6 protein-coding genes are annotated in these 23,067 nt (G+C 59.6%); 1 reads left to right on the top strand and 5 read right to left on the bottom strand.

Features of this window, described 5'->3' with window-relative positions; genetic code table 11:
• Positions 1–6,268: non-ribosomal peptide synthetase (locus INT39_RS21185; RefSeq protein ID WP_193075958.1), on the bottom strand; the 6,268-nt coding region annotated here is incomplete at its 3' end.
• A gap of 11 nt (positions 6,269–6,279) precedes the next feature.
• The gene (locus INT39_RS21190) at positions 6,280–17,328 is read right to left on the bottom strand and encodes a non-ribosomal peptide synthetase (protein WP_193075959.1); all 11,049 of its coding nucleotides are present in this window, start codon (positions 17,326–17,328) and stop codon (positions 6,280–6,282) included.
• 145 nt (positions 17,329–17,473) lie between these two features.
• Here INT39_RS21190 and INT39_RS21195 point away from each other — a divergent pair, with 145 nt between their 5' ends.
• A complete protein-coding gene (locus INT39_RS21195) occupies positions 17,474–18,427 on the top strand; it encodes a siderophore-interacting protein (RefSeq protein WP_193075960.1) in 954 nt (317 codons plus the stop codon).
• 131 nt (positions 18,428–18,558) lie between these two features.
• Here INT39_RS21195 and INT39_RS21200 read toward each other — a convergent pair whose 3' ends face one another.
• The 3 genes from INT39_RS21200 to INT39_RS21210 are packed head-to-tail and all read right to left on the bottom strand — an operon-like array spanning position 18,559 to position 23,063.
• The gene (locus INT39_RS21200) at positions 18,559–19,968 is read right to left on the bottom strand and encodes an efflux transporter outer membrane subunit (RefSeq protein WP_193075961.1); all 1,410 of its coding nucleotides are present in this window, start codon (positions 19,966–19,968) and stop codon (positions 18,559–18,561) included.
• 15 nt (positions 19,969–19,983) lie between these two features.
• A complete protein-coding gene (locus INT39_RS21205; RefSeq protein WP_193075979.1) occupies positions 19,984–21,939 on the bottom strand; it encodes an ABC transporter permease in 1,956 nt (651 codons plus the stop codon).
• Positions 21,933–23,063: an efflux RND transporter periplasmic adaptor subunit gene (locus INT39_RS21210; RefSeq protein ID WP_193075962.1), complete on the bottom strand. Its 1,131-nt coding sequence runs from the start codon at positions 23,061–23,063 to the stop codon at positions 21,933–21,935. The genes INT39_RS21205 and INT39_RS21210 overlap by 7 nt, the downstream gene beginning before the upstream one ends.
• Between the last annotated feature and the right edge of the window lie 4 nt (positions 23,064–23,067).

Here is a 23,067-nt window from a genome sequence, read left to right on the forward strand (position 1 = left end):
GGATGGCCAGCAGACCAACCACCATCTCCAGGCTGCGCTCTACGGCGATGCCGACTAGTACGTCCGGGGCCACGCCCAACTCACGCAGCTTGTGTGCCAACTGGTTGGAGCGTTGATTCAACTGTTGATAGTTCAGCTCTTGAGTACCGAATACCACTGCTACTGCATCCGGTGTCTTCTCGGCCTGGGCTTCGATCAACTGGTGAATGCATCTGTCGCTGGGGTAATTCGCCTCGGTGCGGTTCCAGTCGTAGATAATCTGCTGTTGTTCTTCTGAGCTCAGCAGTGGTAGCTCACCAACACATTGCTGCGGTCTTTCTGTAAGGGACTGAAGCAGATTGCCAAAGTGCTCGGCGATCTTCTGGATCGTAGTTTGGCAGAAGTGTCTTTGATCGTAGCTGTAGTGAATCGACAGCTCACTACCCAAACCAATCGCCAGAGTCAGCGGATAGTTGGTCTGTTCCTGACTGGCTACCACTCCAAAGCGGAGCCCATCTGGCGCACCCTGCTGCAATGCCTCGGAAACCGGGTAATTCTCGAACACCAGAATACTGTCGAACAGGCTTTCGCCACCCAATCCAGCCCAGCGCTGCACTTCATACAGCGGCGTATGTTCGTGTTCACGTAGAGCCAGGTTTTGGGCCTGCACCTGATCAAGCCACTGAGTCACACTCTGCTGCGGTTTGGGGCTGGCGATGACTGGCAGGGTGTTGATAAACAGCCCCAGTTGCTGCTCCACATCTTTTAGTTCGGCGGGCCGGCCTGCCACTGTCGCACCGAAGGTTACGGTGTCCTGGCCAGTGTAGCGCTGCAGCAACAGGAACCAGGCAGCTTGTACCAAGGTGTTAACTGTTACCTTTTGCTGGCGTGCAAACTCGCTAAGCTGTCGGGTTTGCGATTGATCCAGCGCCTGATAATGGTCGCCGTAGCCAGTGCCAAGGTCTGCCTTGTTCTGACGGAGGGCCTGGGCCAGGCGGGTTGGCTCTTGCAGGTCACTGAGTTGGGTACGCCAGAAGGCTTCGGTTTGCACTTTGTCCTGGCGCTGCAGCCAGTCGATATAGTCACGGTAACGGCCAGCTTGGCTGCTGACAGGCGATCCCGCATAGATTTGTAATACCTCCCCCAGCAACTGCGAGTTGCTCCAGCCATCCATCAGGATATGGTGACTGGTATAGATCAGGTGGTGGCTGTTCTCGCCGGTGCGGATCACTGCGAGGCGCAACAGGGGATCCTTCAGCAGATCAAAACCTTTCTGCCGGTCGGCTTCTGCCCAGGTGTCCAGGCTGCTCTGAAGGTCAGACTGAGCATGCCAGTCCAGGCTGACGAAAGGGATATCGACCTGTCTGCGGATCACCTGCAGCGGTTGTTCGAACTGGGTAATAACGTTGGCGCGCAGTACTTCATGACGATCCACAGCGCTCTGCCAGGCCTGTTGGAAGCGCTCGACATCCAAGCCTTCAACACCCACCCGCATTTGGTTGATATAGTCGCCGCCGTCCTGTTCGTACAGGGCGTGGAACAGCATGCCTTGCTGCATCGGAGACAGTGGGTAGATATCCTCGATGTCCTTTGCAGCTATCGGCAGGATGTCCAGTTGTTCCTGGGTCAAGCCGGCCAGCGATACATCTGATGGAGTCAGGCCAGCACTGTCCCCCGCGACGCAATGCGCAATCAAGCTTTTCAGTTCTTCGGTGTATGAATCAGCCAAGCGCTGGATGGTTGCTTCCTTGAACATCTCGCAGCTGAAACTCCAGGATAGGTTCAGTTCGCCACCATAGACCTGGCCGTTGATCGACAGCCAGTTGCCCTGCGGAGCCTGCTCGCTTTGGCTTTGTCCGGAACTTTCTGCAGCTGGCGTCAGGAATGCGCTTTTGCTTCCTTCCTGCTCTGCAGCAAAACTGCCATCAAACTGCCCCAGGTAATTGAAGGTGATACGAGGCACAGGAAGGATGGTCATGGCCTGTTGCACTTGCTTGTCACCTAAATAACGCAAGGCACCAAAACCAATTCCTTTATCTGGAATTGCCCGCAGCTGTTCCTTGATTCGTTTGATCGAACCGTCCAGAGAATCTGCAGGGCTCAACTTCACCGGGAACATGCTGGTAAACCAGCCTACTGTTCTTGTCAGATCAATATCATCGAACAGGTCTTCTCGGCCATGGCCTTCCAGTTGGATCAGCACCTCATCGTTCTGTGTCCAGCGGGATATCACTCGGGCCAGCGCTGTCAGTAGCAGGTCGTTGATCTGGGTGCGGTAAGCTGATGGTGCGTGTTGTACCAGTTGGCGAGTCCAGGTCTGGCCCAGACGGGTCTGAGTACTGGCTGCGTATCGATTCTGTAACGAGCCTTCAGGGTTATCACAGGGCAGTTCGGCATTCACAGCGGCTAGCTGGCCTTGCCAATAGGCAAGCTCCTGCTGAAGTACTTCACTATTGGCATAGGTCTGCAGATGTTCAGCCCAATCCTTGGTTGAGCTGGTCTTGGCCGGCAGTTTGATTTCCTGACCAGACACCAACTGCTCATAAGCCGTTTGCAAATCCTCCAGCAGGATGCGCCAGGACACACCGTCTACCACCAGATGGTGAATTGCCAGTAACAGTCGCTGACTGCCATCGGCCAGTTTTGCCAGCACCGCCCGAACCAGCGGGCCATCCTGTAGGCTCAAACTGCTCTGAGCTTCGCTGCATAGGGCTTCCAGTTCTGCTTCATTCCGTACTTCGGACTGCCACAGAGTCGGTTTTTGCTCGGTAGTCGAGCGATAATGAGCGGTCCAGACCTGGTTGGCATCCTGGATAAAGCTCAGACGCAGTGCATCGTGGTGACTGATGAGTGCCTGAAGTGCCTGCTCAATGTGTACCGCGCTCAGTGCCTTACCCGGTTTGAGCAGCAATGCCTGGTTCCAGTGGTGGCGTTCGGGAATATCTTCTTCAAAGAAGTATTGCTGGATCGGTAGCAATAGCGTTTCACCTGTCACCGGTCCCTGATCAATGTGCAACACATCTGCTTCACCGTATTTCGCTACCGAAGCCAGACCCTGTACCGTTTGGTGCTGGAACAGTTCCTTGGGGGTAAAACGGATACCTGATTGCCGAGCACGGCTGACGACCTGGATCGAGATAATCGAGTCGCCGCCCAGCTCGAAGAAGTTATCGGTGAGACCGACCTTTTCCACCTTCAACACATCAGCCCAGATGGCGGCTATTTGCTGCTCAAGATCGCTCTGCGGTGCAACGTACTCTTGCTGCAACTGGCTGACATCCGGTATGGGTAGTGCCTTGCGATCCAGCTTGCCGTTGGGCGTCAGCGGCAGTTGCTCAATGAAAAGCAGATGGGCCGGGACCATATAGTCCGGCAAGGCTTCTTTCAGGTGGTCGCGCAGCGTAATGCGCAGGGCTGCCTGTTGCCCCGGGTCGTTCGACAAGTCGGTATCGGTAACCAAATAGCTAACCAACTGCTTGCCGCCTGGCCCGTCGATATCAATGACCACCGCCTCACAAACAGCCTTGTGCCCCTGCAATCTGGCCTCGATCTCGCCTAGCTCAATGCGGAAGCCACGGATCTTCACCTGGTGGTCGATACGACCGGCGTATTCGATCACGCCATCGTTGTGGTAACGAGCCAGATCGCCGGTGCGATAGAGGCGACCACCGCCCTGCCCACTATTGTCAAAGGGATCGGGAATGAAGCGCTCAGCGGTCAGTCCAGGTCGGTTCAGGTAGCCACGAGCTAGAAGTTCTCCCGCGACCAGAAGCTCCCCAGAACAACCAATCGGGCAAGCACCCATGTGCCCATCCACGATATGAACTCTGCCATTACTGATAGGCCGACCTATTGCAGGGACTTCATCGGGTGCACACACATGACAACATGTATCGATGGTAGCCTCGGTTGGGCCATACAGATTGACTAATGGTCCTTCCCAACTCGACGACAACTGCCGCACCAACCGCTCGCTTAACGCTTCGCCACCACAACACAGCAGTCTCAGGGACGCCATGCGCTGGCTACTGGCATACGGTAACAATGCCTGAAGTATAGAGGGGACCAGTTGCAAGATGGTTATCTTCTGCCGTTCTACTTCATCCCATACCCCCGACAGATCTTCCATCAGAGTGGGAGGCGCCATATGCAATTGTGCACCCGAGAGCAATGGCAACCAGAACTCCCACACCGCAGCATCGAAACTGAAAGCGGTCTTTTGCAAAACCCTATCTGATGCCTCGATTTCAAAGCGCTCCCGCATCCAGCACATATGGTTCAGCAATGAGCGCCGGCGCACTGCCACCCCTTTGGGTAGCCCTGTAGATCCAGAGGTGTAGATCACGTAGGCCAGGTTTTCTGGCTGGGTAAAGTTGCCAGGATTGGCTTGACTGTAGTTGTCCAGCCATTCGTTAACCGCGTCCAGATTCAGGCTTTGAACATTACTAGATACCGGCAGCTGGCCAGACAGACTCGATTGGGTCAGCAGCAGCTTGATCCCACTGTCTTCCATCATATGGGCCAGCCGGTCTTGCGGGTATTCCGGATCCAACGGCACATAGGCACCACCAGCCTTGAGAATCGCCAGCAGCCCAACCACCATTTCCAGGCTGCGCTCCACGGCGATGCCGACCAGTACATCCAGGCCTACGCCCAGTTCTCTGAGTTTGTGTGCCAACTGGTTGGAGCGTTGATTCAACTGTTGATAGGTCAGCTCTTGAGCACCGAATACCACCGCTACTGCATCCGGTGCTATCTCGGCCTGGGCTTCGATCAACTGGTGGATGCATTGGTCGCTTGGGTAACTGGCCTCGGTGCGGTTCCAGTCATGGAGAACCTTTTGCTGTTCCTCTGGGCTCAACAGCAGCAATTCAGCAATACGTTGTGAGGGTGTCTTGACTATGCCCTCCAGGAGATTGAGCCAGTGACTGGCCAGCCGTTCGATGGTCGACTTGTCGAACAGCGCCGTGGCATAGATCAGCGATGCACCAATACCTTGATCACTCTCATGGGTATCAAGAGTCAGATCGAACTGGGCTGTGCCCTGCTCCCAGAACAATCCCTCGACCGTCAGCCCCGGCAGTCCATGATTCCCACCTTTTACCTGGGCCTGATGATTGAACATCACCTGGAACAACGGACTGTGGCTGAGACTACGTTCCGGCTGCAGCGCCTCGACCAGCTGCTCGAAAGGCAGATCCTGATGAGCCTGTGCGCCCAATGCGGTTTGCTGCACCTGGTTGAGCAGATCGCTGAAAGTGGTGTGCAGATCGAACTCCGCCTTGAGCACCTGAGTGTTGACGAAGAAGCCGATCAGTCGCTCGGTTTCCACCCGGTTGCGGTTGGCGATCGGCACACCCACGCGGATATCGTCCTGTCCTGAGTAGCGATGCAGCAGGGTCTGGAAACTGGCCAACAGCAGCATGAACAGGGTCACGCCCTGTTGCTGGGCCAGTTGCTTCAGAGAGCAGGATAACTCTGGAGCTATCTCGATGGGAAAGCTCGCACCCACATGGTTTCGTACCGCCGACCGAGGATGATCGACAGGCAACTCAAGTACCGGCTGCTCGTCACCGAGTTGCTCTTTCCAGTAGGCCAACTGGTGCTCCTGCTCGCCCGCTTCCATCCACTGGCGTTGCCAGATAGCGTAGTCGGCGTACTGGATTGGCAGCTCCGGCAGACTGGTAGTGGCACCATTGCGATAGCCTTCATAAGACTGGATCAGCTCATCGACCATGATCGGCATCGACCAACCGTCGGAGACGATATGGTGCATTGTCAGCACCAGGACATGGTCATCCTCGGCTAGGCGCAACAATTTTACGCGAAGCAGTGGACCGTGCTCCAGGTCGAACGGCTTGGCGACCTCTTCCTCGACCCTGGACTGGATCAGCACTTCATCAGCCGCCTCCAGAGCTTCCTGAGCCAGCTCAAAGTCGATCTGTGGGTGAATGATCTGCAGCGCCTGCTCCCCGTCCTGACGGAAGGTGGTGCGCAGGGTCTCGTGACGCGCGACCAGGCTCTCGAAGCTCAAGCGCAGCGCCTCGATATCCAGCTCGCCCTTGAGCCGCAGCGCGGCTGGCATATTGTAGGCGGCACTTTCCGGCTCCAGCTGCCAGAGAAACCACTGGCGCTGTTGAGCATAGGACAAGGCCAGTGGCTCTCCCGGGTCTCTTGGCGAGATCGGCGCGACCCCGTACAAGTTGATGCCTTGGCGCTTGAGCAGAACTGCCAAAGCCTTACGTTCCTTGCTGGACAAGGACTTGACGGAGTCGAGCAACTCTTGCACTGGTTTATCTCCTATGAAGTCAGTTCATCGATTTCCTCTGAAGTAAGACGTTTAAGGGCCTCCAGCGATTTAGTCAGTTCCGCCTGTAACAGCTCTGTCTGGCTGGATTTATTTGCAAGAACTCTGGAAAAGTCGACCAGGCGGGGGGACTCGAACAGCTCCCGCAGGGTCACATCGACTCCTACCTGGTTCTGGAGTCGTACCACCGCTTGGGTAACTAGCAGGGAATGACCGCCCAGCTCGAAGAAGTTATCGTGCAGGCCGATCTTCTCCACCTTCAGCACATCGGCCCAGATAGCGGCAATCTGTTGTTCCAACTCGCTCTGCGGTGCGACATACTCCTGCTGCACCTGGCTGACGTCCGGTATGGGTAGGGCCTTGCGGTCCAGCTTGCCGTTGGGCGTCAACGGCATTTCCTCAAGGAAAACCAGATAGGTCGGAACCATGTAGTCTGGCAAGGTTTCCTTCAGGTGATCGCGCAAGCTGGTACGTAGATCAGCTTGCTGTTCCGGCTCGGCATCGGCCACCAGATAGGCCACCAGTTGCTTGCCGCTTGGCCCATCGATATCAATGACCACTGCTTCACGAACAGAATCATGCCCCTGCAGCCTGGACTCGATCTCGCCCAGTTCGATGCGGAAACCACGGATTTTCACTTGGTGGTCGATACGCCCCAGGTAATCCAACAGCCCGTCAGAACGAGCACGGGTCAGGTCACCACTGCGATACATCCGTCCCCCCTCCAAACCGAACGGGTCGGGAACGAAGCGCTCCGCCGTCAAGGCAGGTCGCGCCAGATAGCCACGAGCGACTCCCTCGCCACCCAGATAGAGCTCACCGGCGATGCCGACCGGCAACAGACCGAGATCGACACCCAGTACATACGCACAACGGTTGCCCACCAGCGTGCCGATAGGCGCATAGGCTGCTTCGCAAGCATCGCCTTCTCTGGTACTCCACAACAGCGGAGTCACCACCGTTTCGGTAGGCCCGTAGCCATTGAAAATGCGTTGCGGGCGCAATGCCTTCCACGCCAGTTCATAGGCTGCCTGGGGCACGGCATCCCCACCAAAGCAATACACCCGTACCGCGGGTGGATTCCCGGCAAGTTGCGCATGCTCAGCCAGTTGTTGCAGGTAAGCCGGTGGCAATGCCGTCACTGTCACCGCGCAGCGTTGCAGGACCTCGTACAATTCATCGGGACTCCATAATTCGTCGCCACGCAACAGCAGATGTGCCCCATGACTCAAGGTAGTCAGCCAGCGCTCGTGGGCACCGTCGAACGCCAGGGACATGAACTGCAACTCGCAATCGTTCGGGCTCATCTCATAGCGCTCGCCGATGGCCAAGCAGTGCATGAAAATCTGTCCATGGGCAACGGCCACTCCCTTGGGTTGCCCGGTGGAGCCGGAGGTATAGATCACGTAGGCCAGGTTCTCGGCGGACAGCGCCACCTGCGGATTGCTGAGCGGATAATCAGCCCAGAGTTCCCGTTGGTCAACCGCCAACGCCTGTATGCCATGGGGTAACGGCAGGCGATCGAGCAAGTCGCTCTGAGTCAGCACCAGGCCCGCAGCGCAGTCTTCCATCATGTACAGCAGGCGCTCCTGGGGATACGTCATGTCCAGCGGCACATAGACTCCACCAGCCTTGAGCACGGCCAGGAACGCAACAATAGTATCGAGCGAACGACCCAGCGCAACCGCCACCCGTGCTTCAGGCCCCACACCCAGCTCACACAGCCTGTGCGCCATCTGATTGGCACGCTGCTCAAGCTCGCGATAACTCAGTTTCTGTTCACCACACGTCACCGCAACGGCATCCGGCGTTTTCTCCGCCCAATGTTGAATCAACTCGTGGATCAACCTGTCCTGCGGATAAGCAGTATCGAGCTGACTCCAGGCAGCAACCATCTGCTGGCTTTGCATCTCATCCAGCAGCGACAGTCGTGCCAACGGCAGTTGAGCATTACCGATCACGGCCTGTAGAAGATTGCTGAAATGACCGGCGATGCGCTGTACGATTTCATCGCTGAAAGAACTGCGCTCGTAGTTGTAGTGAATGGTCAGCCCGCTGTCATCCACGACGATCCCCAAGCTCAGCGGATAGTTGGTCTGCTCGTGGTTGGCAAGGCCCGAGAACACCAGCCCCTGTGGTGTGCTCTGCTGGAGCGCCTCTGCGACCGGGTAGTTTTCAAAGACCAGCAGGGTGTCAAACAGGTCTTCGCCACCCCACCCGGCCCAGCGTTGAACCTCGTACAGTGGCGTATGTTCATGCTCGCGGAGCTGAAGGTTCTGCTCCTGAATCTGCTGAATCCACTCGGCCAGCGACTGATCGGGGCGCGAACGGGCCACCACCGGCAAGGTATTGATGAACAGGCCAATTTGCTTTTCTACCCCAGCCAGCTCTGTTGGCCGCCCCGCGACGGTCGCACCGAAGGCAACACATTCCTGGCCGGTATAGCGTTGCAGCAACAGTAGCCAGGTCGCCTGGACCAGAGAGTTGGTCGTTACCCGCAGTTGCCGGGCAAACTCAACCATGGCGTCGGTGAAGCGGGCATCCATATAGGATGAATGCGTAGCACGCCCACTTCGAGTTTCAGCGGCAGGCATGAGCGCATGGCTCAGGCGGGTCGGGCCAGCCAGTTCGCCCAATTGATCTTTCCAGAACGCCTCGCTGACCACCCCATCCTGGTGTTGTAGCCAGGCGATGTAATCCCGATAACTGCCGATCGCTGGCGGCACGGACTGACCCGAGTAGCGCTGCAGCACCTCGCCCAGCATCTGGGAGTTGCTCCAGCCGTCCATCAGAATGTGATGGCTGGTAAAAATCAGGTGATGGCAATGCTCCGATACACGAATAAGCGTCAGACGCAGCAGCGGCTCACCGAACAGATCAAAGCCTCTGCGCAGCTCTTTTTGCGCTCTTTCATCGAGCCTGCTTTCAAACCCGCTTATATCACGCCAGTCCTCAACTACGAATGGCAGTTGGACATGCCTGATTATGGCTTGCAGTGGTATCGCCAGGCTGGTGATGAAGTTGGCACGCAGCACCTCATGATTGTCGACCGTTGCCTGCCAGGCCTGGCGGAACCTTTCCACGTCCAGGCCTTCGACATCCACCCGCATTTGGTTGATGTAGTCACCGGCCTCCCGCTCGTACAGGCTGTGAAACAGCATTCCCTGCTGCATCGGTGACAGAGGATAGAGATCGGCGATCTGCGCTGAATCAACCGGCAGGCTATCCAGTTGTTCCTGGCTCAGTCCAGCCAGCGGGAAGTCCGATGGCGTCACGCCACGGTGCCGCTCGTCACAACAATGGGCAATTAGCGCCTTGAGCTCCTCGCCATAGGCCTGGGCCAGGTTGTGGATGGTTTGCTCGTCGAATAATTCACGGCTGAACGTCCAGTCCAGACTCAGTTCACCCTCATACACCTGACCGTTCAGGCTCAACAAAGCATCCAGTGGCGCCTCATCACTCTGCTCCAGCCCGCCACGCTCTTTGGCAGGCACGAACAGAGAGTTCTCGCCGTCAAAACTATCGTCGAAGCGCCCCAGGTAATTGAACACGATCTCACCCTGAGCCAAGTCACTCAGCGCCTGCTGCGTATCAGCGTTGCCCAGATAACGCAACAGCCCATAGCCGATGCCCTTGTTCGGAACAGCGCGCAACTGCTCCTTGATCCGCTTGATCGAAGCTGCCAGCTCTGGCTGCGGACTGAGCTTGACCGGGTACATGCTGGTGAACCAGCCCACGGTACGGGTCAGATCGAGATCATCGAATAACTCCTCGCGGCCATGCCCTTCCAGGCGGATCAATACCTCGGCCTGGCCGCTCCAGCGGCAGATTACTCTGGACAGTGCAGTCAGCAACAAGTCGTTGATCTGGGTACGGTAGGCCGCCGGTGCGTCCTGCAGGAGGCGGGAAGTCAACTCACGATCCAGACGTGTATTCGCGTAGGCGGCATGCTTGCGCTGGCATCCACCTGCAGCATGGTCACAAGGCAATGCATCCGAGACGTCATGCAACTGCTCCTGCCAGTACGGCAGCTCCGCTTCGCAGACGTCACTGGTCGCGTAGTCTTGCAGATGCTCGGCCCAAGCCTTGAACGAGCTGGTCTTGGCCGGCAGCTTGAGTGCCTGCCCGGCATGCAGTTGGCTATAAGCGGTCTGCAGATCCTCCAACAGCACCCGCCACGATACGCCGTCCACCACCAAGTGATGGATCACCAGCAGCAGACGCTGGCTACCATCGGCCATATCCGCCAATACGGCACGCAACAGCGGCCCTTGCTCCAGCGAAAGACTGCGTTGCGCTTCGTTACCCAGTCGCTGCAGCTCCTCGGCACCACTCACCGAACGAACCCATAGCACCTCACCCGACTCAACAGGCTGGTACTCAGCCTGCTGCTGCACGAAACGCAGGCGCAAGGCATCATGGTGGAGCATCAAGGCTTGCAAAGCGGTCTGCAATGGCTCCACTAACAACATCTGCCCCGGTTCCAGCAGTATCGACTGGTTCCAGTGATGAGGCTCGGGTATTACTGCTTCGAAGAACCATTGCTGTATCGGTACCAGCGGCAAAATACCGGTCACGGCTCCCTGGTCGATCACCAGTCCTCCGCTACGCTTCGCCACCAAGGCCAGAGCCTGTACCGTCTGGTGCTGGAACAGATCTTTGGGTGTCAGCTGGATACCAACCTGGCGGGCACGACTGACAACTTGCAGGGAAATGATCGAATCACCGCCCAGCTCGAAGAAGTTGTCGGTGAGACCGACTTTCTCCACCTTGAGTACATTAGCCCAGATGGTGGCGATCTCCCGTTCCAGTTCGGTTTGCGGGGCCAGGTAAGCCTGCTGCAGGCCGTCTTCCGGTGCGGGCAGCGCCTTGCGATCCAGCTTGCCGTTGGGGCTCAGTGGCATCGAGTCCAGGAAGATAAGGTGCGTCGGCACCATGTAGTCCGGCAGGCTGGCTTTGAGATGGTCACGAAAGGCTGTGCGCAGTTCGGCTTGCTGTTCCGATTCGACCTCAGTCACCAGATACGCAGCCAGCTGCTTGCCGTTTGGTCCGTCAATGTCGACCACCAGCGTGTCGCAAATCGCAGCATGCTCCTGCAGCTTGGCCTCGATCTCGCCCAGTTCGATACGGAAGCCACGAATCTTCACCTGATGGTCGATACGGCCTGCATATTCAATCACACCGTCATTGCGGTATCGGGCCAGGTCACCGGTACGGTACAAACGCCCCCCACCTTGTTCGCTGTTGTCAAAAGGATCAGGAACAAAGCGCTCGGCAGTCAGGGTTGGGCGTTTGAAGTAGCCTCGCGCCAAACACCCCGTACCCCCTATAAAAAGCTCCCCATCAACCCGGACAGGAGTAGGTGCAAGGCCGTCATCCAATATATGTACTGTTCTTCCTGCAAGCACATTGCCAATCGGCACTCCTGCTGCTGGCAGGCTATCCAGAGATATTGGAGTGCAGTCATACATTGTCGCCACAACAGTGGCTTCCGTCGGGCCATAGGTGTTCAGCAACCGAACATCTGCCATTCCTGATTCAAGCCAGGCCTTCAAGCCATCAAGGGGCAGTGCTTCACCGCCAACATGCACTTGCCGCAAGGATGCGCAAGGAGCCTCAGTTGCAGCATCCATGGCCATCAGCCGCCAATAAGCTGCTGGCAGGTCGGCCAAGGTGATGCCGTGCTTGCGGATATTTGTGTATAGCGCGGTACTGTCCCACAACTCTGTATCACGCAGAATGACTTGAGCCCCGACGCACAGTGCCGGATAGAGTTGTTCTACAAACCCATCGAAGCTGACGGTGGCAAACTGCAGCACTCGGTCGGCACACGACAGCCTGGAGTATTCGCAAGCAACGGCGCAAAAGGTAGCCAGCGCATCATGGTCAATGGCTACACCTTTTGGCTTGCCTGTAGAACCCGATGTGTACATCACATAAGCCAGGTTCTCAGGTTGCGTGATGTTGGCTGGGTCGGTTGTGCTGTAGCCTTCCAACCAACCACCATCCTGATCGATGTTCAGACTCTGAACATCAGCTGGTATCGGCAATTGTTCTTGCAGGTGGCTCTGAGTCAATAACAGCCGGATACCACTGTCTTCCATCATGTAGCTCAGCCGCTCTTGCGGATACTCAGGATCCAGCGGCACATAGGCACCACCCGCCTTGAGAATGCCGAGCAGGCCGATCACCATACCCATACTGCGCTCTACAGCGATGCCGACCAGTACATCCGGGCCCACTCCCAGCTCACGGAGTTTGTGAGCCAACTGGTTGGAGCGCTGGTTCAGCTCCTGATAGGTCAGTTGCTGGTCGCCAAACACTACCGCTACCGCAGACAATGCTTTTTCGGCCTGCTCCTCTATCAACTGATGGATGCGCTGCTCTTGTGGGAAAGCCGGCTCAGTACGATTCCACTCATAAACAACCCGCTGATACTCCGGCTCATCCAGCAGCGGCAGCTCGGAAACAGATTGCCGAGGTTGCTCAGCAACGACTTGCAACAGATTGAGCCAGTGCTGGGCCAGTTGCTCTATCCGCTCGGCCTCGAACAGGTCGGAGGCATAGCTGAAAAAGGCCGTTACACCCTCGGTGCCTTCCATGGTGTCCAGGGACAGGTCGAACTGGGCGCTGCGTTCCGGCAGCTCCACCTCCTCGACCCGCAACCCCCGCAAACTATCCGCCGATACCTGCTCGCCAACATCGCGCAGGTGGTTGTACATCACCTGGAACAGCGGGTTATACCCCAGGCCACGTTCAGGCCTGAGTTCCTCGACCAGGACATCGAAGGGAATATCCTTGTTGGCCTGGGCTTCCAGCGCCGTTTCCTTCACCGTATCGAGCAGTTGCGCAAAGCTCGTGACCGGATCTACGCCGATCCGCGCTACCACGGTATTGACGAAGAAGCCGATCAGCCCTTCCAGCTCCAGGCGGTTGCGGTTGGTGATGGGTACGCCGATATTGATCTTGTCCTTGCCGCTGTAGCGCGACAGCAGGATGGCGAAGGCGGCCAGGAAGACGTGGAACAGGGTGGCATTGGCTTCGACCGCTAGACGGCGCAGGTTTGCCGTCAGCTCATCGGGCAGGCGGATATCGATACGTCCGCCCTGGTAGCTCTGTACCTGCGGCCTGATGCGGTCGGCGGGCAGTTCGAGCACCTCGAAGTCATCTTCCAGTTTGGCTTTCCAGTAAGTGAGTTGGGTCTGCATCTGACCGTCTTCCAGACGCTGGCGTTGCCAGGCGGCATAGTCCGCGTACTGCACCGGCAAGGGCTGCAGCTGCTGTATCTGGCCAGCGGCCTGGGCGTTGTAGGCCGCAGCAAACTCGCGCACCATGACGCTCATCGACCAGCCGTCGGAGACGATATGGTGGAGTGTCACGGCCAGCAGGTGTTCATCTTCCCGGGTCTTGAACAGGCTGGTCCGGATCAGCGGGCCCTGTTCGAGATCGAAGGGCGTGAAGGCCTCCTCTTCCAGCTTCCGGGACAACAGCTGTTCATCCTGGCCGGTCAGATCCTCGTAGCCGATGGGCACGGTGGTCGCTGGCAATATCCGTTGCCAGGGCAGTCCGTTTTCCTCATGGAAGACGGTACGCAGCGACTCGTGGCGGGCGACCAGTGCATCCAGCGCCACCTGCAATGCCTGTCGGTCCAGGTTGCCTTGCATCCTCACCGCCAGTGGCGTGTTGTAGGCGGTGCTCTGCGGGTTGAGTTTCCAGAACAACCATTGCCGGTGCTGGGCATAGGAGACGGCCAGGGGTTGATCCCGCGCTACCCACTTGATCTCGGCATCCAGCTCCCGGTCACTGGCCTGTGCTGCTTCGGCGAAGCCTTGCAGATCCGCGGTATCGAATACAGCACGCAAGGGGATATCGGGGCCCAGACGCTTCCTCGCCCGGGAAATGACCTGGGTCGCCAACAGGGAATGCCCACCCAGCGCAAAGAAGTTGTCGGTGAGCCCTACCCGCTCCACCTGCAGCACTTCGGCCCAGATCTCGGCCAAGTGTTCTTGCAGGGGCGTGGTCGGTGCAACGTAGGCTGCCGCGCTGGCAACAGGCTCAGGCAGGGCCTTGAGGTCGACCTTGCCGTTGGCGGTTACCGGCAAGTGCTCCAGCAACAACAGGTACGAGGGCAGCATATGTTCCGGCAATGTCCGCTTCAGGGCGGCGCGCACGCCATCGAGGAATGCCGGCTGTGCCTGTTCCTCCAGCACCGCCGTCGGTACCAGATAGGCAGCCAGTTGCCTGGCCGACTCGTCACCCAGCACACGCACCAGCGCGTTGCTGATATCCGGCAACTGGCGCAGGCGGCTTTCGATCTCCGCCAGCTCGACACGGTAGCCACGGATCTTGACCTGGCCGTCCATGCGCCCGGCGAACAGCAGTTGCTCATCCCTATCGCGGCGTACCCAGTCGCCGGTGCGGTACATCCGGCTGCCGGGGATACCCTCAGGGTCGGGTACAAAGCATTCTGCGGTCAGTGCCGGTTGCCCCAGGTACCCCCGGGCCAGGCCCGTACCGGTGATATGCAGCTCGCCCCGGGCTGCTCCGGGTGCGGGTTGCAGGCAGCTGTCCAGCACCCGGACGCCTACGTTCTGCAATGGGCTGCCGAGCAGCGGTACTCCGCCCAGTTCTCCAGCCAGCGCACCCACGGTGGTTTCCGTGGGGCCGTAGTGGTTGAACACCGCCAGATCGGGTGCCAGGCTGGCGATCCTGGACAGCAGCCCGGGCGAACAGGCCTCGCCGCCGAGGATCAGGCATTGCCTGGGCAAGGCTGCCCGGCCCGCCGCCAGCATGGCCTCCAGGTGTGAGGGCACGATCTTCAAGGCATCCACTGCATGGTCGGTCATGCGCGCCGCGAAGGTCTCGGCATCGAGTACGGTTTCCTTGTGCAGCAGGTGCAGGGTTCGACCGGTACACAGGGCGCCGAAGAGCATGGTGTGGCCCAGATCCGCAGCGGGTGTGGTGACCATCGCCATGCTCTGGATTTTTTCCAGCGGCAGACGTCGGGATATGCCGCCGATGTAGTTGACCAGTGCCTTATGCGTGACCGCTACGCCTTTCGGGGTGCCGGTGGTGCCCGAGGTGTAGATGACGTAGGCGAGGTTGTCGGGGGCGATCTGTACAGGTAGCACCACATCCATGGGCGTGGGCGGCAAGGGCTGGTCCAGCTCGATCAGACGAATTGCCGACGGCAGGCTCACATCCTCGGAGGATCGCCCGATAACCAGCCTCACCTCGCTGTCTGCGAGCATGAACTCCAGTCGCTGCTGTGGCTGCCCTGGCTCCAGTGGCAGATAGGCCGCGCCAGCCTTGAGCACCCCGAGGATGCCGACCAGCATGGCAATGGAGCGATCCCCTACCACCCCGATCCGTTGCTCGGGCTGCACCCCGGCGGCCAGCAGTACCCGCGCCAGCTCGTCGGCCCGCTGGTTCAGTTGGGCGTAACTGATGGTTTCATTGCCACTGGTAGCAGCCAGTTGCTGCGGATACTTGCTGGCCGCCTGCTCAATCAGTTGGTGGACACCCGCAACCGGCAGCTCGGTGGAGCTGATATTGGGCTTGGGAGCAGGTTCGCGGCGTTCAAGTGGCAGTTCGCCAATGGTGCCGGCCGGCTGTGCTGCCAGACCCTCCAGCAGTTGCAGCCAGTTACGCCCCAGCTCGGCGATGGTTGCTTCCTCGAACACATCCCGTGCATAGGTGAACGCCGCATGCAGGTGCCCTGTGCTTTCCCAGGTATCCAGCGTCAGGTCGAAACGGGCTGTGACTCTTGCCGGCTCGAGCCGTGCCAGCGTCAGCCCGGAACGGGTTTGCAGCTCGCCGACGTCGGCGACGTTCGACTGGTGGTTGAACAGCACCTGGAACAGCGGGCTGTATGCGGTGCTGCGCTCCACATCCAGCGCCTCGACCAATTGCTCGAACGGCAGTTCCTGATGCGCCTGGGCGCCCAGCGCGGTCTCCCTGACGCGCTGTAGCAGTTCGGTACCCGTGAGCAGAGGATCGATTTCCGTATGCAGTACCTGGGTGTTGATAAAGCAGCCGATCAGCCCCTCCACCTCCGCCCGCTGGCGGTTGGCGATGGGCACGCCGACACGGATGGCAGTTTGCCCGCTGTAGCGGTGCAGCAACAGCTGGAAAGCCGCCAGCAGAACCATGAACAGGGTGACATTGTGCTGCCGGGCCATGCCATGCAGACGTTCGGCCAGACCGGTGTCGATCTGTAATGTATGACGGGCACCACGGTGGCTGGGCCGTACGGGATGCGGATGGTCGGTGGGCAGTGCCAGCGGCGTATGCTCGTCGCCCAGCTTGTCTCGCCAGTAGCTCAGTTGTCGCTCCTGCTCACCCGCTTCCAGCCAGCTGCGCTGCCACAGGGCATAGTCCCGGTACTGGATCGGCAGCGCCGGCAACTCGGCGGCTGCGCCGTCGCAGGCCGCATCATAGAGCCGCAGGAACTCCTCGATCAGCAGGTTCAGTGACCAGCCATCGGCGACGATATGGTGCAGCGTGAACAGCAGTGCATGCTCCTGCTCCGCCAGCTGCAGCAGGCGTATCCGCAACAGTGGCCCTTCGGCCAGGTCAAATGGGGCGGTGGCTTCTACCTCGGCCTGTGCCTTGAGCTGCGCTTCCCGCTCGCTCGATGGCAGTGCTGTCAGGTCTTCAATGCTGATGGCGACCGGGCTCGGCTCCAGTACCTGTTGGCAGACCTCCTCCCCTGACTGGCAGAAGCGCGTACGCAGGCTTTCATGGCGGGCGACCAGGCTATCGAATGCCTGTTGCAACGCATTCCGGTTAAGCTCCCCGTGCAGGCGCACCGCCATTGGCAGGTTGTAGGCCCCGCTCTGCGGGTCGAGTTGCCAGAGAAACCACATGCGCCGCTGCGCGTAGGACGGCCCGTCCCGGTCATCGGTCATGACCTGCGCCGGTATCGGCAACAGTGAGAAATCAATGCCCTCCTCGCGCACTCCTTCGAGAAACAACCTGCGTTTTTCCAGCGGCAGCTCGATAAAGCGGCGGGCCAGTTTCAGGGACTCTTCTGCGTTCATCTGGTGTCATCCGTATTCATGGGCGTGGAACGCCGGTTCGCGTCATACCTTGCAATACGAATGAGATGCATCAGGAATTAGGTGATTAAATCCATCGGCTGCCAGTTCGTCTCCTTGAAGACACTCCCACCACTGGAAGATACCCATGTTCATCGCCAATACGGTTCGTAACCTGGTTCGTCGCATCGGCCCGGCTCGCCCCAGCGCTTATCGCCTGTTCGATGTCACACTCAAGCAGCGTATTGAGCTCAGCCCGTCGCTGGCTCGCCTGGTCTTCACTGGCGCCGAGGTCAAACAGATACGCACCCTGGCGCCGGACCAACGCATCAAGGTGCTGTTCCCTACCCCAGACGGTAGTGCGCCGGCCCTGTCAAAGCAGGGAAACTGGCATACGGCCCTGCGTGCGCTGGACACGCCCCGGCGCCCGCCCATGCGCACCTACACCATCCGCGCCCTGCGGGCGGAACAGGGCGAGATCGATGTGGATTTTGTGCTGCATGGCGAGACTGGCCCTGCCTCCCGCTGGGCTACCCATGCCCAGCCCGGCGACCCGGTACAACTGGTGGCACCCAACGCCGCCTTCCCGGATGATCCCGGCGGTTACGAATGGAGACCACCGAGCGGTGTTCGTCATGTGCTGTTGATCGGCGACGAAACGGCTCTGCCGGCCATCGCCGGGATCATCGAGCAATTGGCCGAGCGCAAGGATGCGCCGGTGGTGCAGGCGTTTCTGGAGATTCCCACACCGGAGGACGCGCTGCCCCTGCGCTGCGGCCCGGCGACCCAGCTGCATTGGCTGCCCCGTGACAGATCGAACAGCGTGCATGGCCAGCGCATGCTCGAAGCCGCCCGCAAGATGGCCGTCCTGCCCGGCCTGGCACCACGGGAAAGCAACCGGACACCCTTGAATCAGGTGGATATCGACCGGGAGTTACCCTGGGAGCTGGCCAGGCCGATCGAAACGGGGTTCTACGCCTGGTTGGCTGGAGAGTCCGGAGCGGTGATGGCAATCCGTCGCTATCTGGTCGAGGAACAAGGCCTGGATCGCAACGCCTTGAGCATCATGGGTTACTGGCGGCATGGGAAGGTGTTGGGGTGAGAACCTAGCTTCGTAGAGTCGGTTGAAAGCGCTGTTTTACCTGAAGACCTGCCAGGCGCGCTACACCCCAAGGCACTCTTCCCGGGTCTGGTAAGTGCCTGCACTGGCCGGGTTTATGTTTGGGGCAGGATTCAGATCTGTGATGGCGATTCTGTCGGCGCTTGCGCCGTTTCGAAGCCATTCCGGCTTTGCCAGCCACCACCCAGCACGCGGAACAGGTCTACTCTGGCTTGCAGGCTTTCCAGTTTGAGGCGGGTGTGATTTTCTTCGGCGGCAAACAGGTCTTCCTGGGCGAGTAGCAGCGTGGTCAGTGGGTCGGCACCTGCTCGATAGCGGATTTCCGACAGTTCATAGGCGCGTTGTGCCAGCCGAAGCTGTCGCTCCTGTGCCTGTAGCTGTGCATCTATTCCAGTAATGGCGAACAGGGTGTGCCGGGTTTCGGTCAGGGCGTTGATGATGGACTGCTGGTAACCGGCCAGCAGCGCTTCCCGTCTGGCCCGGGCGACATCTACCCCGGCGGCCAGTGAGCCGTGGTTGAACAGGGGCGCGGTGAGCCCGGCCAGCAGACTGTAGATCGGTTTATCCAGCAACTGACGCACATGATCGCCGCCGGTTCCGGCCGTCATGGCCAGCTGCATGGACGGCAACAGGGCAGCCCGCGCCACGTCGATATCCGCGCTGGCTTCGCGCAGTGCGGCTTCTGCCTGGGCAATATCCGGCCGACGGAACAGCAGGTCCGCGGGAATACCCAGGGCGATATCGGGCAATTGCAACGCTGCCAGGGAGCGGGTGTGCAGCGCTGCTCCCTGATGACGACCCAGCAATACATTGAGGGCCACTTCGCTTTGCTGATACTCCTGCTGCTGGCTGGCGACAAGGCGTTCCTGACTGGCCAGGGCGTGCTGCTGGCGTACCACATCGAGCTCGTTCGCCGAACCTGCCTGGTACTGATAGTTGATTAGCTCCAGCAGGCTGCGCGCGCGTTGCAGGTTGCGGGTGGCGATATCCAGTTGCTCCCGACTGGCCACCCAGTGCAGCCATTGGGCGGCGACGCGGGCGGATAGGCTCAACTCAATGCTGTCCCGATCAAAGCGGCTTTGTTCAAGCGCCGCCAGTGCGCCCTGCTGGGTTGCCGCTATCGCCCCCCATAGATCGACCTCGTAGCTGAGCGCCAGGCCGGTGGTGTAACGGCGGCTGTCATCCCCATCACTGAATGAACCCTGCTGCCCAGCTTCCAGTTGCGCATCGACCGTTGGCCAGGATCGGGCTCCGGCCTGCAGCATGACGGCTTCGGCCTCGCGGATGCGCGCCACCGCTGTTCTGATATCGAAGTTCTGCTGATGTGCCTGTTCGATCAGTTGGCTCAGTTCCGCACTGCCGAACTGCTGCCACCATTGATAGGGGACGTCAGAGGAGGCCATACCTGGCGTCTGCCACTGTTCGGGCTCGACCGGCATGACGATCCCATGGTCTTCCGGCTCAGCCTGCCAGGCCGAGCACCCGGTCAATACCAGCAGGGCCGCTACAGTCAAATGCCGCATATTTCAATAATCTCCTCAATCCCCTGCCAGTGCCACGACCGGATCAAGCCGGGCGGCCTGTCTGGCTGGCATGAAACCGAACAGCAAGCCGGTGGCCAGGGCACAGAGAATGGCCCCGGCGAACGCCACCAGCGAGGGCGCCACCGCCACCTCGGCCAGGCGCAAACCGAGCAGGATAAGCAGACTCAGGCCGGCACCGGCCACACCACCGATTAACGAGATCAAGGCGGATTCGGTAATGAACTGGCGCTGGATATCCGTCTGCCGGGCGCCGGTAGCGACCCGGATACCGATTTCCCGGGTGCGCTCGCGGACGGTCATCAGCATGACGTTCATCACACCGATGCCGCCGACCACCAGCGAAATGGCCGCAATCAGGCCCAGCATCAGGGTCATGCTGTTACGCGTACTCATTTCAGCCTGCAGGCGCGCGCCGGCATTATTCACCCAGAAATCCTCACGTCCGTGGCGCTGCAGCAGCAGGTTTCTTATCTTGTCTTCGGCAGCCTTGACCCAGTGGCTGTTGACCACTTCAATGGTGGCGTAGCTTTCATCGCGCAGCTTCGGGAAGAGCCGTACCACGCCGGTCTGATGGGGCATGAACACTTGCCTGTCGGGGGAATTGTTACCCGAATCCGCGCCTTTTTCGCTCATTACCCCGACCACCTCATAGGGAGCGTCCTGCACCAGGACCTTGCTCCCCAGGGGGTTATCCCCATTGGGAAACAGGGTCTGCCAGACCTGATGTCCGAGCACCACCACTGGCGCTATCTCGCGGTTCTCTTCCGCGGTGTAAAAGCGCCCCAGTTGCACCGGCCAGCGGTGGATCTGCGGCATGATCTCCGAGGTGGCCAGTACCTCGTAGTGCTGACTGACCTCGCCATGCCGAATCAGCGCCGGATCACGCAGGATCGGCATGACCTGCAGCACTTCGGGCAAGGCCTCGATGGTGGCAAAGTCGTCCGAGGTCAATACACCGAGAGGCCCGCCGGTGACCGGCGAGCGTGAACCGACATAGATCATGTTCGGGCCCATGTTGTTCATCTGCCGGATGACCTGCTGCTTGGCACCCTCGCCCACCGCCAGCATGACAATGACCGACATCACGCCAATGATGATGCCCAGCAAGGTCAACAGGGTACGAAAACGGTTGGCCCACATGACCCGCCAGGCGGCACGACAGGCATCCAGCAGTTCACCCGGCAGTGACGGCGACTGCCCCGTCGCTGCCGAGGGCAAGGAGGCGGGCTGCGCTGCCCCGCTCTGCTCCTGTGGTTGGGCTGAACCGCTGTCGGCGATGATATTGCCATCACTCATTTCAACCACCCGACGCGCCTGGGCGGCCACCTTGTAGTCGTGGGTAATCAGGATAATGGTATGCCCCTGATCGGCCAGTTCGGTCAGCAGGGCCATGACCTCAGTGCCACTGGCCGAGTCCAGCGCCCCGGTAGGCTCATCGGCGAGGATAACGCTGCCGCCGTTGATCAGCGCCCGGGCAATGGATACCCGCTGCTGCTGGCCGCCGGACAGCTGATTAGGGCGGTTGTCCATACGCTCGGCCAGACCCAGCCGGCTTAGCAGGCGCGCCGAGCGTCGCCGACGCTCCTGCTCTGGAAGACCGGCATACACCGCCGGTATCTCGACATTCTCCCGGGCGCTTTCCGTTGCAATCAGATGGTACGCCTGAAACACAAAGCCGAACGCCTCGCGCCGCAGGGCGGCCAGTGCATCGTCATCCAGCGTGGCAACATCCTGGCCGGCAAACAGATACCGCCCGGATACCGGGCGATCCAGACAGCCGAGAATATGCATCAGGGTGGACTTGCCCGATCCCGATGCCCCGACGATGGCAATGAACTCACCCGCCTGGATGTCCAGATTGATGCCCTTGAGCACGTCAACCCGGGGCACGCCCTTGTCCCCGCCATAATGCTTGCGGATATCCCGTAATGAGATCAGTGCCGTCACCAGCTGTCTCTCCGGCGCGGATGCTGAATCGCCCGCACAATGAGGGTTTCCCCCTCATGCAGGCCATCGGTAATCTCCACATGAATGCGATCCAGCTGCCCCTGCCGGACGGCTCTGACCTCCGGTTGACCCGCCGCATTCAGCACATGCACAACCGGTTGCGCGTCCTCATAGTCAACCGTATTAACCGGCACGACCAGCACGTTATCCGCTTGGGCAATGATGAAATCCGCCTGGGCGGTCATGCCCGGCATCAGCGCGCCGTCCCGGTTATTCACATCGAAGAGCACGCTATACATCACTGCTTTGACCTGATCCTCCTCCGCACTGACCGGCGGTGCGGGCAACACTTGGGCTACCTGCCCCAACCAGTGCCGCCGGGTATTACCCAAGGTGGCAAAACGCACCTCCTGCCCGGCCCGAATCAGATGGATATCCGCTTCGGACACCTTGACCTGTACCCGCATGACCGAGAGATCCGCCAGCCGCAACAGCGGCGGGGTCTGATAGGTAGCGTTCAGCGTCTGGCCTTCGGTTACATCGACCGTCAGCACGGTACCGGACATGGGCGCATAGATACGCGTATAGCCCAGGGTGGCCTCGTCGGCCTTCAGCTCGGAGCTGGTCTGCTGGATAGAAGCCTGCAACTGCCTGACCCTTGCCTGGGCCACCGCATACTCGGCGTGGGCGGTCTGGGCCAACTCTGTCGATGTAGCATTCTGGGCCATGAGTTGCTGCTGACGCGCATCCTGCTGCTGGGCCAGCAACACCTGCGCCTGACGCTCCTGCAACTGCGCTTCGAGCATGGCCAGTTGCGCACGCCCGGCGTCCACCCTGGCCTGCAGAATGCTGGGATCGATTTCGGCCAGCAAGTCACCCCGTTTCACCTCATCACCCGGTGTCACAAACAGACGGGTGACTTGCCCGCTGACCTGCACCCCGACATCGACAAACTCACGTGGCTGCACCGTACCCACCGCGCTGACCGACGACTCGATATTTCCCTTGCTGACCTGTGCGGTCTGGTATTCGGTGACGGGCTGACTGCTCCACCACCAGAACCCGCCAATAAGGCCAGCAACCACAACCAACCCGCCTGCGTACAGCGCCCTGCGGCCATTACTCATGACA

Source organism: Pseudomonas sp. FME51 (assembly GCF_014897305.1).